This is a genomic window from Streptomyces sp. NPDC006739 (assembly GCF_042869815.1).
GTDB lineage: Bacteria > Actinomycetota > Actinomycetes > Streptomycetales > Streptomycetaceae > Streptomyces.
Genome location: NZ_JBIAGM010000017.1, coordinates 146,957 through 160,796, shown reverse-complemented (window position 1 = coordinate 160,796; position 13,840 = coordinate 146,957). Strand labels below are relative to the sequence as shown.

14 protein-coding genes and 1 tRNA gene are annotated in these 13,840 nt (G+C 71.4%); 6 read left to right on the top strand and 9 right to left on the bottom strand.

Annotated elements, in window-relative coordinates; genetic code table 11:
* Window positions 1-185: 185 nt before the first annotated feature.
* Window positions 186-965 (top strand): hypothetical protein, encoded by a 780-nt coding sequence (locus ACFYMM_RS30285; protein WP_388392049.1) that lies wholly within the window; start codon window positions 186-188, stop codon window positions 963-965.
* A 74-nt stretch (window positions 966-1,039) separates the two neighbouring features.
* Here ACFYMM_RS30285 and ACFYMM_RS30280 read toward each other — a convergent pair whose 3' ends face one another.
* Complete coding sequence (locus tag ACFYMM_RS30280; protein ID WP_388392048.1) at window positions 1,040-1,351, bottom strand: hypothetical protein; 312 nt, start codon at window positions 1,349-1,351, stop codon at window positions 1,040-1,042.
* 105 nt (window positions 1,352-1,456) lie between these two features.
* Here ACFYMM_RS30280 and ACFYMM_RS30275 point away from each other — a divergent pair, with 105 nt between their 5' ends.
* Complete coding sequence (locus tag ACFYMM_RS30275) at window positions 1,457-1,687, top strand: DUF4287 domain-containing protein (RefSeq protein ID WP_388392046.1); 231 nt, start codon at window positions 1,457-1,459, stop codon at window positions 1,685-1,687.
* 73 nt (window positions 1,688-1,760) lie between these two features.
* Here ACFYMM_RS30275 and ACFYMM_RS30270 read toward each other — a convergent pair whose 3' ends face one another.
* The 6 genes from ACFYMM_RS30270 to ACFYMM_RS30245 form a co-directional block, all read right to left on the bottom strand.
* Window positions 1,761-2,642 (bottom strand): Bax inhibitor-1/YccA family protein, encoded by an 882-nt coding sequence (locus ACFYMM_RS30270; RefSeq protein WP_388392044.1) that lies wholly within the window; start codon window positions 2,640-2,642, stop codon window positions 1,761-1,763.
* Window positions 2,643-2,787: 145 nt separating this feature from the next.
* A complete protein-coding gene (locus tag ACFYMM_RS30265) occupies window positions 2,788-3,963 on the bottom strand; it encodes a 4-hydroxybenzoate 3-monooxygenase (protein WP_388392042.1) in 1,176 nt (391 codons plus the stop codon).
* Window positions 3,964-4,153: 190 nt separating this feature from the next.
* Complete coding sequence (locus ACFYMM_RS30260) at window positions 4,154-4,834, bottom strand: hypothetical protein (protein ID WP_388392040.1); 681 nt, start codon at window positions 4,832-4,834, stop codon at window positions 4,154-4,156.
* A 48-nt stretch (window positions 4,835-4,882) separates the two neighbouring features.
* The gene (locus ACFYMM_RS30255) at window positions 4,883-6,838 is read right to left on the bottom strand and encodes a hypothetical protein (protein ID WP_388392038.1); all 1,956 of its coding nucleotides are present in this window, start codon (window positions 6,836-6,838) and stop codon (window positions 4,883-4,885) included.
* A gap of 177 nt (window positions 6,839-7,015) precedes the next feature.
* The gene (locus tag ACFYMM_RS30250; RefSeq protein WP_388392037.1) at window positions 7,016-7,234 is read right to left on the bottom strand and encodes a hypothetical protein; all 219 of its coding nucleotides are present in this window, start codon (window positions 7,232-7,234) and stop codon (window positions 7,016-7,018) included.
* Between the two features lie 81 nt (window positions 7,235-7,315).
* Window positions 7,316-7,531: a hypothetical protein gene (locus ACFYMM_RS30245; protein ID WP_388392035.1), complete on the bottom strand. Its 216-nt coding sequence runs from the start codon at window positions 7,529-7,531 to the stop codon at window positions 7,316-7,318.
* A gap of 235 nt (window positions 7,532-7,766) precedes the next feature.
* On the opposite strand from ACFYMM_RS30245, the gene ACFYMM_RS30240 reads away from it, so the two are divergent.
* Both ACFYMM_RS30240 and ACFYMM_RS30235 read left to right on the top strand, forming a co-directional pair.
* A complete protein-coding gene (locus ACFYMM_RS30240; RefSeq protein WP_388392033.1) occupies window positions 7,767-8,174 on the top strand; it encodes a transcriptional regulator in 408 nt (135 codons plus the stop codon).
* Between the two features lie 142 nt (window positions 8,175-8,316).
* A complete protein-coding gene (locus tag ACFYMM_RS30235) occupies window positions 8,317-8,577 on the top strand; it encodes a hypothetical protein (RefSeq protein WP_388392031.1) in 261 nt (86 codons plus the stop codon).
* Window positions 8,578-8,590: 13 nt separating this feature from the next.
* On the opposite strand, the gene ACFYMM_RS30230 is transcribed toward ACFYMM_RS30235, so the two are convergent.
* Window positions 8,591-8,676: transfer RNA gene (locus ACFYMM_RS30230), tRNA-Leu, on the bottom strand.
* A 421-nt stretch (window positions 8,677-9,097) separates the two neighbouring features.
* Here ACFYMM_RS30230 and ACFYMM_RS30225 point away from each other — a divergent pair.
* Window positions 9,098-9,898, top strand: a complete 801-nt coding sequence (locus ACFYMM_RS30225; RefSeq protein ID WP_388392029.1) for an ABC transporter ATP-binding protein — start codon at window positions 9,098-9,100, stop codon at window positions 9,896-9,898.
* A complete protein-coding gene (locus ACFYMM_RS30220) occupies window positions 9,898-12,426 on the top strand; it encodes an ABC transporter permease (RefSeq protein ID WP_388392027.1) in 2,529 nt (842 codons plus the stop codon). Before ACFYMM_RS30225 ends, ACFYMM_RS30220 begins: the two co-directional genes overlap by 1 nt.
* Before the next feature lie 116 nt (window positions 12,427-12,542).
* On the opposite strand, the gene ACFYMM_RS30215 is transcribed toward ACFYMM_RS30220, so the two are convergent.
* Window positions 12,543-13,829 carry a class I SAM-dependent methyltransferase gene (locus tag ACFYMM_RS30215; protein WP_388392025.1) on the bottom strand — a complete coding sequence of 429 codons (1,287 nt, stop codon included), beginning with the start codon at window positions 13,827-13,829 and terminating at the stop codon, window positions 12,543-12,545.
* Window positions 13,830-13,840 lie beyond the last annotated feature (11 nt).

Genomic DNA, 13,840 nt, shown 5'->3' with positions numbered 1-13,840 from the left:
ATCTCCCCCAGGATGTGACCTATCTCCCTCAGGGGAGGTATTCGCGCAGGTCAGGGTCGTATCCATGAGAACGTCAAGGCCAAGGGCCTGTCCGTTTCGTGACGTTACGCACTGACAGCTGGTTAGTCCGCCCTTCAAGCTGATGTAGGAAGTCGGGGGTCGACTTTGAACCGGGAGATACGTCAGTGAGCGCCATGCCGATCGCACTGCTGCTCGCCACGGTCGCCACGGGCGCCGTGGGCGTCGCCGTCCTGCGCACCGTGCTGCAGCTGCGCCGCCAGGTGGCCCAGCTGCACACCCAGCTCGCCGAGAGCCAGGCCGCCGCCACGCGCGCCCTGCTGCCGGCGGCCCGCACGGCGGACACGGAGGAGATACGCGCCGCCGTGGCCGAGGCGCTGGCCGAGGAGCGGGAGCGTGAGCTGGCCGAGGCCCGGGCGTTCTGGGCGGCCCAGGAGGCCCGCGACGCCTCCGACACCCCCTCGCTGCTGGGTCTTTCCGAGGGCGACCTGTTCATGCCCCGGCAGGCCGACTTCGTGGGCCTTGAGCCGGTGACCGAGCCGACCGCGGACGCCGACGAGTTCGCCGGGGAGTCCCCCGAGCTGGCCGCGGCCCGCCGCCGTCACCCCTCGCACCCGGACTTCGTACCGGTCCAGTCGCCGGTGGTGAACGACCACGAGCGCACCGTGTCCACGCTGGACGAGCTGGCGTCCGCCCGCGTCGAACTCTCCGACGTCCGCCCCGGACCGCTCGGCACCCTCGACGTCTACGTCTTCGCCGACGGCACCACCCTGTGCATGACCCCGGGCCACCGGGAGACCGCGGAGCGCCTGGCGGCGGCCCTGCGCGCGGGACGGAAGCCCTACCTGCTGGGCGGCTCGGGAGTCTCCGGCGCGTACACCCTGACGTTCGCCTGCGGCGAGGAGAACGTCTACATCCTGGCGGACCGGGTCATCGCGTCCCTCTAGGGGCGCGGGGAGCCGCAGGCGCCCTCATGCCCCCGAGTGCTCCCCGAGTGCTCCCCGAGCGCTCCCCGAGTGCCTCAGACGGCCGCCCGTTTCTGCGCCTCCGCCACCAGCGCCACCGCCTCGTCGACCTCGGCGTCACTGCCCAGCACCAGCGCCAAGTCATGGGCGGCCACGGTGATCTGGTCGGCGGCGGCGAACATCCCCGCGTCCGGCATCACCCTCGGCTCACACTCCGGCTGCTCGGCCCGCTGGGCGCGCACCGCCAGTTCCCTGGCGAGTTCCAGAGCCTCGGCGGCAGCGCCCCGCTGGAGCCGGCTCTGCGGGGCGGCCCGCAGCCGGTCGGCGAAGTGATCCACGGCACGGGTCAAAGGCGTCGTATCCACCACGCGGTGAGCGTAACGCGCCGCAGCGGGACTGTTGCCAACACGCCGACGCTCAGGCACCGTGACGTGAAGGACCGGCTTACATCCCCTTTGCGTCCGGAGGCGCCGATGTCCCACGTCCTCTCCGAGGAGACCCATCGCAATATGCTCGCCCGCATCCCCCACTGCACCGGTCGTGAAGTCTCCGACTGGTTGCGCACCGTCGAGGAAGGCCCCGCTCTCCCCCGCTTCGAGGAGAAGGTCACCTGGCTCCGGCACGAGTACGACCTCGCGTACGGCCACGCCAAAGCCATCGTCCACGAGTACGACCTGAGGAGGGCCGCGCGCAAACTGCTCTAGCGCGCACCGCCGGAACACGCCGAAGGGCCCCGGCGGAACCGGGGCCCTTCCGACTCAGCCGTGCTGGTCGTCGCTAGTCGTTGCTGCTGAAGATCGCCACCAGCCGCAGCATCTCCACGTAGATCCACACCAGGGTCATGGTGAGACCGAACGCGGCCAGCCAGGACTCGTTGCGCGGGGCGCCGTAGGCGATGCCGTCCTCGATCTGCTTGAAGTCGAGGGTCAGGAAGAACGCCCCGAGCAGGATCGCGATGACACCGACGGCCGCACCGAGCGGACCGAAGCTGCGCAGCCCGCCGTTCTCGGCGACGCCGAACGCGACCAGCAGCAGGTTGACCGCCATCACCACCACGAACGCGATGGCGATGGACATGCCGATGCGGGCGTAGCGGGCGGTGACGCGCACCCAGCCGGCCTTGTAGACGAGCAGGGTCGCGCCCGAGACCGCCATGGTGCCGAGCACCGCCTGGAACGGGGCGCCGCTCCAGCGGCTGTTGTACATCTCGCTGATCACGCCGAGGAAGACGCCCTCGAAGGCGGCGTATCCCAGGATCAGCGCGGGCGACGGGGTCCGCTTGAAGCTCTGGACGAGCGCCAGGACCATCGCGATGATCGCGGCGCCGAAGGCCAGGCCGTAGCTGGTCGCGGAGACCGGCAGCAGCGCCCAGGCGAGCACGGCGCCGACGGCGACCGTACCCAGCGTGATCGCCGAGCGGACGACCACGTCGTCCATCGTCATCCGGTCGGTGGTGACCGGGGCCTGCGGCGGGGCGCCGTGCTGGACGTCCTGCTGCGCGTAGGGGTTCTGGGCGTACGGGTTCTGCGCGTAGGGGTTGCCGCCCTGGGCGTACGGGTTGCCCTGGGCGTACCCGGCCTGCGGCGCGCTGTTGAAGCCCGCGTAGCCGTTGTCGCGGCTGAAGCCCCGTCGCGAGAAGACCGGGTTGCTGCTCCTCATTGCACTCCTCCATGGCCACCCTTCGTGGCCTTGGCTCAAGAGTAATGGCTTGGCAAAAGATGGCTGTAATACCTGGGGAGGATCTTTTCCCCGTCGTGCTGCGCAACACGCTACGCGGAACCCTGATTCCCGGCCATGGAGGGGCTCACTCCAGCGGGAAGCCGGTGTATGCCTCGGCGAGGTCGGTTTCGGCCGCGCGGGAGGAGGCGATCCGGGCGAGGCGGGCGAGCTGGAGGCGGTCGTCGAACGCGGTGGCGTCCGGGGCGCGGTGCAGCAGGGTCGTCATGTCGTACGAGAACCGCTCGGCCTGCCAGACGCGGCGCAGGCAGGTGGCCGAGTAGGCGTCGAGCAGGCTCGGGGAGCCGGTCTCCTTCTCGTGTGCCAGGGCCCGCGCGAAGGTCACCACGTCGCCGACCGCGAGGTTGAGGCCCTTCGCTCCGGTCGGCGGCACGATGTGCGCGGCGTCGCCGGCGAGGAAGAGCCGGCCGTGCCGCATGGGCTCGTGGACGTAGGAGCGCATCGGGGTGACGGACTTCTGGGTGATCGGGCCGCGCTCCAGCCGCCAGTCGTCGTCGGTCTCGAAGCGGCGCTCCAGCTCGTCCCAGATCTCGTCGTCCGCCCAGGAATCGGCGTCGGTGCCCTCGGGGACCTGGAGGTAGAGGCGGGAGACGGACGGGGAACGCATGGACAGCAGGGCGAAGCCGCGGTCGTGGCGGGCGTAGACGAGTTCGTCGTGCGAGGGCGGCACGTCGGCGAGGATGCCGAGCCAGCCGAAGGGGTACGACCGCTCGAAGACACGGGCTGACCCGGCCGGGAGCGCGGCGCGGGAGACCCCCCAGAAGCCGTCGCACCCGACGACGTACTCGCACTCCAGTACGTCCTCGCGCCCCGCGTGCCGGAAGGGGACCCGCGGCCGGCCGGTCCCGGCGTCCTCGACGGCCAGCGCCTCCGCCTCGAACAGCAGCGGGCCGCCCTCCTCGAGCTGGAGGGCGATGAGGTCCTTGCAGACCTCGGTCTGGGCGTAGACCGTCACGGACCGGCCGCCGGTGAGGGCGGGGAAGTCGACCCGGTGGCGCCGGCGGTCGAACCGCAGCTCGATCCCGTCGTGCCGCAGCCCCTCGCGGTCCATGCGCTCCCCGGCCCCGGCCGCGCGCAGCACGTCCACCGTGCCCTGCTCCAGGATTCCGGCGCGCTGGCGGTGCTCGACGTACGCCCGGTCGCGGCTCTCCAGGACGACCGAGTCGATACCGGCGGTGTGCAGCAGCCGCGCGAGGAGGAGTCCGGCCGGGCCGGCTCCGATGATGCCGACGGTGGTACGCATCAGTCGCTCCGCTTCGACAGTGTTCGATGTTCGCGTAGTGAAGTTTTTTTCACTGTCTTCTCGGAGCTGAGTCTGCGGGCGGGCTCCGGTGATGTCAATGGGCCGGTGAACGCACGGCGGCCGGCCGCCGTGCCGCGCGGGAGGCGTTCGCGGGCACGGCGGTCGGCTGTGCGGGACGGCTACGGCGCGGTCAGTGGCCCGGCCAGCCGTCCAGTTGGCGGTGCAGGGTGACGTCCGGCTGCCCGGTGCTCTTCGGGGCGTGGGCGACGGCGTCGCGCAGCACCCCGGTGACCTCGCCGGCCAGCGCGTCCACCTGGGACTTCAGCTCGGCGGCGGGCAGCGAGGAGCGGGTCAGCCCGTCCAGCCGGCGGTGGATGTCGGCGAGTTCGCGCTGGGTGGCGTCGTCGAACCGGAGCGGTACGCGCGTGGAGACGACGAACTGGTAGGCGCCGGCCAGGGTCTGGCAGCCGGTGCACTTCTTGTTGGCGGCGTCACTGAGGTTCACGGCGTCGAGGTGCGTGTGCTCACCGGCGACCGTGACGATCTGGAAGGACAGGGCCACCGAACGGCAGTGGTCGTCGGCGGAGCAGCCGGCCGAGACCGCGTTGGCCTGGTTGCGGGCGGCGGCGGCGTTCACCGTCCCGAACTGGCGGACGGTGAAGGAGTCCCGCGCCTGCGTGTGGTGCGCCCGGTCGACGTGGCTGTACACATGGTCGGAGACGACGGCGGCGGTCTGCGGCAGCGCGGTGGCCGCCTGGGCCGGCACGGCGGTCGCGACTCCGGCCACCCCGGCGGCGAACAGGCCTATGCGGACGGCGCGTTGGGTGAAGGGCGTGGCCGTGGAACGGCGTGGCTTTCGGTGCTGGGTCATGAGGTCTTCCTGTGCTCGATGGATGAGGTACGACTGACTGCGACGGCCTCAGGACACCGCCGGTGCCGGTGACTGGCTCACCGGCGGCGGGGGAGGGCTCGCGGAGGGGGAGGCCGGGATGCTCTCCGACGGGGTCGGGGAGGGATCGGGGCCGGGGCCCGGGCCGGTGCCCGTGCCGCTTCCGGTGCCGGTGCCGGTGCCGGACGAGGACGGCGGAGGCGGGCCGGCGGGCGGACCCTGGCTGGCAGAGGCCGGCTGCCGCGAGGCGCTCCCCGTCGGCTTCACCGACGCGGGCGCGGACGCGGACGCCGGTGCCGAGGCGGACGGACCGCCCGAGACCCCGGCCGACGGCCCCCTGCCCGGCGCCGCGGAGAACCCGGGCAGCGCCGACGGCGACACGGAACCCGCACCTCCGGGGCCGGAGGAGCCGTCCCCGCCCGGCGTCGACGCGTTCCGCGGCTCGGGTTGCTGCGTCGACACCCCCGGCTGCAGGATGGGCGCGATCGGCGGCTTCTTCGGCAGCGGCCGGGGCGTCAGACCGGACACCCAGGCATAGCTGAGCCCGGTCAGACCGGCCAGGGCGAGCACGCACAGCGCCACCCGCAGACGGGGCCGCCCGGCCGTGGAGCGCTTCGCGGCGCGGAGGATGCGGCCGCCCATCTTCAGGGACAGGTAGACCACACCGGCCATCGGGCACAGCAGCATCACGCAGCCGATCACCCCGACCAGCCCCGCGACGACCTGGCCGTGCGCGAACGCCGAGCCGGTGCCGAGCAGTTGCTCGGTCAGCGACCGGGTCATCGTGGCGAGGATCCGCGGCAGGTTCCACAGCGCGTACCCCAGCTCGCCGACCAGCAGCGGCACCATGGTCAGCGCCCAGGTGGCGACGATCGCCCGGGCCGACTTCTTCAGCGCGGCGACCTCCGCCCGCGCCACCCGGCCCCTGTTCCCCGGCACCAGACCGAGCAGGATCGGCCGGATCTTGCCGTAGAGGTCGGGCACCCCGGCGAGGTCGCCCAGGATGTAGTAGCCGTCCAGCCGGACGGCCGGCATCAGCTGCTCCAGGATCTCGAAGTGCCCGAGGTAGACCGCGGCCAGGAAGAACTGCGCCCCGGTGGCGAAGTACGCCCCGGCCATGGCCAGCATGAAGACGACGTTGAAGTACACCCCGCCCAGGTCGGTGCGCAGCCGCCCGGCCCGGCCGATCCGGTAGACGTCGGTGACGTCGGTGTACATCGACGGCCAGATGAGGAAGAGCCCGCACCCGATGCACCCGGGCCGGGCCCCGCCGTACCGGCAGGCGGAGGCGTGGCCGAACTCGTGGAAGACGAGCGAGGCCACGGTGAGCACGAACACGAGCAGGATCAGTACCGGCTGGTCGAGGACCTCCAGCACCGGATCGATCGCCCCGAAGAAGCCGAACAGCCAGACGTCCATGGCGACGGCCGCGAGCAGTACGGCCGCGACCACGGCCGGCCGGTGCAGCCAGGCCAGCGCCCGGGCGATCCCCGCCGTGCGCCGCTCGTCGAAGATCACCCGGTGGCCCTTGAGGGCGAGCAGCAGGTCGGAGCGCGGTGCGTCGACCTCGTCGCTCTCCTGGCCCTCGGGCACCGTCACGCCGAGCGGTTCGAGCTTCTCCTCGACCAGGTAGCGGATGTTGTCCCCGCTGACCTCACGGCCGTATCGCGCGCTGACGCGATGGGCGATGGTGTCGAGGTCGCGGACGCCGTCGACGGACGACGCCACCAGATACAGCAGCCGCGAGAGCTGCACGACCTGCCCGTCCCCCCGACGGGCGATGTACTTGGGCTCGGTGAAGCCCGAGCCCTGGTACTCGCCGTGCAGCCGCAGTCCCGCGCTCAGCCGCGGGACCTGCGCCGGCGGCGGCTCGACGAGGGGCAGGTTGCCCGTCGCCACCTGCTCGTACGTCACCGGCCAGCCGCCCGGCCCGGGGACCGGCCCCGTGTCGTACAGCGCGGCGGCCCCGTCTCCGAGCACCGTCATGCGTGTTCTCCCCCCACGTGCTCCCCACGTCCCGGCCGCTCTCCCCCGGCCGTCTGTCCTCGGCCGATGTCCCCCCCGGCCGTTTTCCCCGGCCGCGTTCCCCCCGGACGGCGACGGGGGCGGACCGCGCCGCGCGCTGCGCGGTCCGCCCCCGTCGCCGCCGTACGCGGCGCGCGGTTACTGCGTGACGGTGATCGTCTGGGCGGCCGAGGACTCGGCGTCGGACCACGAGGAGTGGTCGTTCAGGGCCGCGGACTCGTTGTGCGCCGAGATGTTGGCCACGTGCTTGGTGACGTTGACGGTCTTGCCGAAGCTGAACTTCAGGCGGCCCAGGGCCTCACGGCCCGGCAGCAGCTCGGCCGACTCGGTCTCCAGCTCGTTCATGTCCATGCTCATGACGGATGTCCTTTCGGGTTCTGCGGGTCGTACGGGTTCGGTTCGAGGTGTGCGAGCGAGGCTCGAGGTGGCGCGCGGGCGCTACTGGGTGACGCTGATGGTCTGCGCGGCGCCGGAGTCGGCCACGGACCACGAGGAGTGGTCGTTCATCGCGGCGGACTCGTTGTGCGCCGAGATGTTGGCGACGTGCTTGGTGACGTTGACGGTCTTGCCGAAGCTGAACTTCAGGCGGCCCAGGGCCTCACGGCCCGGCAGCAGCTCGGCGGACTCGGCCTCAAGCTCGTTTGCATCCATCATGATCAATTCCCCCTCAGGGATGGGCATTTCCGGTCGGACCGAGTCAGGTTCCCCCCGGACTCTGTCCAACTTGGTCGGACGGGCTGTCCAACGAGATTGGACACTAGGCCCTCGCGGGCCCTCGGCGCAACCCGTTCGGGGAAACCCCGGGAATCACCCTTTCGGCGGTCCGTGTACCCGCCCGTAGAATCGGCCCCGACATGGACGGTTCCGGCGAGCAGGAAGTGACCCACCAGTGGCCAACGCACTGCAGCAGTTGATCCGGGAGCGCCTGGACCGCAAGGGCTGGTCCTACGGCGACGTGGCGCGCCGGGGCGGCGTCCCGCGTTCCACCGTCCACCACCTGGCCACCACCGACCGCGTCGCCCGCATGCCCCAGTCGGCCACCCTGGAGGGCCTGTCCAAGGGCCTCGAGCTGCCGTTGGACACCATCCGCCGGGCCGCCGCCGAGGCCTGCGGCATCCATGTGTACGGCACCCCGTCCGCCCCGGACGCCGGCGGCCCGGCCGCCCCCTCCGCCGACCCCGAGGTGGACCTGCTCATCGCCAGCGTCCAGCAGTTGTCGGCCGACGACCGCCGCCATGTCGCCGCCCTGGTGGAGTCCCTGCTGGGCCGCTCCGCGCAACGGACGTCGGAGAACTGACCGTACGGGTGTCCGGTACGGCCCGCTTCCGTCATCTCGGGGAAATAAAACAACTCCGCCCGAAACCGCCGAGATCCCCCGCTAGTCTCTCGTCCTGCCCGAGGAGCGAGAGCCGCACGACCCCGGGCTCTCAGGGGGGAATGTGCTGTTCGTGCATGGCGGGCCGGCCACGGCTGTGGTCCGGAATCCCGCCGGTGAATCGGTCGTACTGCTCTCGGGCGAGCTGCCCGAGGTGCTCACCGAGGAGGCGGTCGCCGCGCTCGTGGACCTCGCCGCCGCCATCCTGGACGCGGACGAACTGGACCTGTTCCACGCCTGTCTGCGCACGCTGCGTAGCAACGGGATGCGGGCGGGGCGCCGGATCGAGGTCGACGGCGCCGTACTGACCGTGTACGAGGGGTGACGGTGGACGCGGGTGGTGCCCGGAACCGGACTTGAACCGGTACGCCCGCGAGGGGCAGCGAGGTTTAAGCTCGCCGTGTCTGCATTCCACCATCCGGGCAGGCCATGGGCTCCGCTTCGAGGTCCCGAGCCTATCGGGATGCATCCCCCGAACAGCGGAACGTGGGACCGATGTTGTCTTATTTTATTGACGTCTGAGGGTGCATCAGCCGCCGGAACGAGCCATCCGCACTTGCCAATAGCGTGACGCGCCGTGGGTACGCGCGTACGTGGAATGACGGAATTTCACCGTCCGAACGAGGGGGCTCCACCTGTTCTCGACGGTTTTCCACGGCGTGCTCCCGGGGTCGGCGGTCATCCCCCTCGGGGGCGGCGGTCATCCCCAGGTATGAGACGGCGGCTTCCGGTCCGACCGGAGTCGCCCCCCGGAACCGGAACAGCGGGTGACTACAGGGCGGCGGACGGCCGGGACGATGGACCGGTCCCCAGCAAGCGACCGTCGTCCCAAGGAGCCCCTTCCCGTGACCACCACCCCCACCGCCGGCCGGACCACCACGGTGGCCGCCCGTGCCACGGAGCTGTCGAAGATCTATGGACAGGGTGAGACCCAGGTGGTCGCCCTGGACCGGGTCTCCGTCGAGTTCCGGCAGGCCGAGTTCACCGCGATCATGGGGCCGTCGGGTTCCGGCAAGTCCACGCTGATGCACTGCGTGGCCGGTCTGGACACCTTCTCCTCCGGATCCGTGCGGATCGGCGAGACCGAGCTGGGCTCCCTGAAGGACAAGCAGCTGACGAAGCTGCGCCGGGACAAGATCGGGTTCATCTTCCAGGCGTTCAACCTGCTGCCCACCCTCACCGCGCTGGAGAACATCACCCTTCCGATGGACATCGCGGGCCGCAAGCCCGACAAGCAGTGGCTCGACACCGTCATCCGCATGGTCGGGCTGTCGGACCGGCTGAGCCACCGGCCCTCCCAGCTCTCCGGCGGCCAGCAGCAGCGCGTGGCGGTCGCCCGCGCGCTGGCCTCCCGGCCCGACATCATCTTCGGTGACGAGCCGACCGGAAACCTCGACTCCCGTTCCGGCGCCGAGGTGCTGGGCTTTCTGCGCAACTCCGTGCGGGAGTTGGGCCAGACCGTGGTCATGGTGACCCACGACCCGGTGGCGGCCGCGTACGCGGACCGCGTGGTGTTCCTCGCCGACGGCCGGGTCGTCGACCACATGTACGAGCCGACGGCGGAGGCGGTCCTCGACTTCATGCGGCACTTCCCCGGGGCGGACGCCCAGGCCCCCCGGTCCGACGCGAAGGGCCGTACGAACTGATGTTCCGCACCGCCCTGCGCAACGTCACCGCGCACAAGGCCCGGCTCCTGATGACCGTGCTCGCCGTCATGCTCGGTGTGGCCTTCGTGTCCGGGACACTGGTCTTCACCAACACCGTCTCCGACGCCTACCAGAAGAGTTCGGCCAAGGGCTTCGACCAGGTCGACGTCGCCGTCACACCCCAGAGCCAGGCGGACCGGGGCGACACCGTCGGCAAGACGCCCAGGTTGACCCAGGCGCTGCTCGACCGCAGCGCGAAGGTCCCCGGCGCCGCCTCCGCGACCGGTGTCGTCACCGGCTTCACCGCCATCGCCGGCAAGGACGGCAAACTGATCGGCGGCGGCTTCCGGTCCGAGGGCGGGAACTACTGGGGCACCAGGGACGCCCGCTACCCGCTGGTCGACGGACACGCGCCCAGCGGCAGCGGCCAGGTGCTGATCGACTCCCGGACCGCCGCACGGGCCGGCTACAAGGTCGGCGACACCGTGCGGGTCTCGGTCGACGGCCCGGTCCTCACACCGGTCGTCAGCGGCATCTTCACCACCGACGACGGCAATGTCTCGGCCGGCGGCAGCCTCGCCCTCTTCGACACGGCGACCGCGCAGAAACTGTTCGGCAAGCCGGGCGCCTACGACGAGATCGATGTGAAGGCCGCTCCCGGCACCAGCCAGGACGCGCTGCGGGCCGCGCTCGACAGCGCCCTGCCGAAGAACCTCGTGGAGACCACCACGGGCCGAACGCTCGCCGACGACCAGGCGCGCTCGATCGCCTCGTCGATGAGCGGCCTGAAGCAGACCCTGCTGGTCTTCGCGGGTATCGCGCTCTTCGTCGGCACGTTCATCATCGCCAACACCTTCACCATGCTGGTCGCCCAGCGCACCAGGGAGCTGGCGCTGCTGCGCGCGGTCGGCGCCTCCCGCCGCCAGGTCACCCGGTCGGTGCTGATCGAGGCGTTCGTGGTGGGCGCGGTGGCCGGTGCGGCCGGGCTGGTCGCCGGCATCGGCATCGGCGCGGGTCTGCGTTCGCTGATGGGCTCGCTCGGCGCGACCGTCCCGGACGGCCCGCTGGTCATCTCCTCCGGCACGGTCGCCACGGCCCTCGCGGTGGGCGTCGTCATCACCATGCTGGCCGCCTGGCTGCCCGGCCGGCGCGCCGCGAAGATCCCGCCGGTGGCCGCGATGAGCAGCGTGCACGCGAAGGCCACCGCCAGGTCGCTGGTGCTGCGCAACTCGCTCGGCGCCCTGTTCTCGGCGGGCGGTGTGGCGGTGGTGCTGGCGGCCACCACGATGGACGGCACCGACGGCCAGGCCCCGATGGGTCTGGGTGCCGTCCTGCTGATCATCGGTGTCTTCATCCTGACCCCGCTGCTGTCCCGTCCGCTGATCGCGGCGGCCGCGCCGGCGCTGCGCGTGTTCGGGGTCGCCGGCAAGCTGGCCCGGCAGAACTCGGTGCGCAACCCGCGCCGTACGGCCGCCACCGCCTCCGCACTGATGATCGGACTGACCCTGATCACCGGTATGACGGTGATGGCGGGCAGCCTGCAGAAGTCGATCGACAAGATGGCGAGCGCGGCGATCCGCGCGGACTACGTCGTCTCGATGGCCAACGGCAACGACCTGTCCCCGGACGTGGCCAGGAAGCTCGCCACCGCCGACGGCGTCACCGCCAGCAGCCCGCTGCGGCGCGCGTTCTCCCGCATCGACGGGCAGAGCGAGCTGCTGACCGGCGTCAACGGCTCCGCGATCGGTGCGCTGACCGATCCGAAGGTCGACCACGGCTCGTTCACGGTGGGCGGCTCCCGGGTGGTCGTCGACGACACCACCGCCGCGTCGCACGGCTGGCGGACCGGTTCGCGCTTCACCGTGCACTACGAGGACGGGAAGGCGGGGCGGCTGACCGTCGCCGGGGTGTACGAGGGCAACGAGATGCTCCAGGGCATCATGCTGGACGACAGGACGCTCGCCCCGCACCAGAGCGAGCCGGCCGACGCGCGGGTCATGGTCAAGACGGCGGGCGGCGCGTCCGGCGCTGCGAAGGACCGGCTGGTGAAGGTGCTGGGCGACAACCCGGCGATCAGGGTCCAGGACAAGAAGGACCTGTCCGACTCCGTCGCGCAGGTGTTCACCCTGATGCTGAACATGGTCTACGGCCTGCTGGCGATGGCGGTGATCGTGGCGGTCCTCGGTGTCGTCAACACCCTGGCCATGTCGGTCTTCGAACGCTCCCAGGAGATCGGCATGCTCCGCGCGATCGGCCTGGACCGCAAGGCGGTCAAACGGATGGTCCGCCTGGAGTCCCTGGTGATCTCCCTGTTCGGCGGGGTGCTGGGCATCGGTCTGGGCGTGTTCTTCGGCTGGGCGGCCGGTGAGCTGCTCGGCACCAAGATGCCGACCTACGAACTGGTCCTGCCCTGGGGCCGGATGGCGCTCTTCCTGCTGCTGGCCGGCACGGTCGGCATCCTGGCGGCCCTGTGGCCGGCCCGGCGCGCGGCCCGGCTGAACATGCTCACGGCCATCAAGTCCGAGTAGCCGCACGCGGCCACCAGGGCGGCGGGGAGCGGGGAGAGCCGCCAGGAGTCGCCAGGAGTCGTAAAACCGTCGAGGGCCCGGTTTCCCGCAGGGGGCGAACCGGGCCCTCTTCGCGTTCAGTGCCAGGTGCGGGGGCGCGGCGGCAGCCCGGACCCGCCCGACTCGGGGGTGCGGACGGCCAGGACCTGGTTGACGCCGATGCGGTTGTGTTCGAAGGCGAGGGCGCAGGCGGCCATGTACAGGCGCCAGACCCGGGCACGGCCCGGACTGGTCAGGCGTACCGCGCGGTCCCAGCCGTCCTCCAGGTTGGCGACCCACCGGCGCAGGGTGCGGCCGTAGTGCTCGCGGAGCGCCTCCACGTCCCGCACCTCGAAGCCGGCCCGCTCCAGCAGGGTCACCGTGGTGCCGACCGGGGCGAGTTCGCCGTCGGGGAAGACGTAGGCGTCGATGAACTCGTCCACCTGGTACGTCACCTCGTCCCGCTGGGGGCGGCGGCCGATCTGGTGGTTGAGCAGCCGCCCGCCGGGCTTCAGCAGGGCGTACAGAACGTTCGCGTACTCCAGGTACCGCTCGGCGCCCACGTGTTCGGCCATGCCGATGGAGGAGATGGCGTCGTAGGGGCCGTCGGCGACGTCGCGGTAGTCCTGGACCCTGATCTCCACCCGGTCGGTCAGGCCCTCGTCGGCGACCCGCTTACGGGCGTAGGCGGCCTGTTCCTGGGAGAGGGTGACGCCGACGACGCTCACGCCGTGCTCGCGGGCCGCGTGGATCGCCATCGAGCCCCAGCCGCAGCCCACGTCGAGCAGTCGCTGACCGGGGGTCAGGCCGAGCTTGCGGGAGACGAGTTCGAGCTTGTCGCGCTGGGCGGACTCCAGGGTGCCGTCCTCCTCCCAGTAGGCGCAGGAGTACACCATGGAGGGGCCGAGCACGATTTCGTAGAAGTCGTTGCCGACGTCGTAGTGATGGCTGATGGCGCGTTTGTCGCTGTGCTTGGTGTGCAGATGGCGGCGTCTGCGGACCTCCTCGCGGGGCGGGCTGGGCCAGATCGGCGGGCCGGCGAGTTTCAGCAGGTCGCGGGCGGCGGCCCGGACGCCGGGGGCGCGCAGTGCCTGGGCGAGGGTACGGGCGTCCTCCCCGCGCTCCCACACCAGTGCCGACATCGCGTCCAGGGCGGCGTACAGGTCGCCCTCGATCTCCAGGTCCCCGGCCACCCAGGCGCGGGCCAGGCCCAGTTCACCGGGTTTGAACAACAGCCGGCGCAGGGCGCGCCGGTTGCGGATCACCAGGGCCGGTGCACCCGGCGGACCCGCCTGCGAACCGTCCCAGGCGCGGATGCGCAGCGGGAGCGGGGTTCCCAGCAACTGCTCGGCGATACTCGTCAGCCGCGACGCGGCTTCGGGCATGGCGCACACCT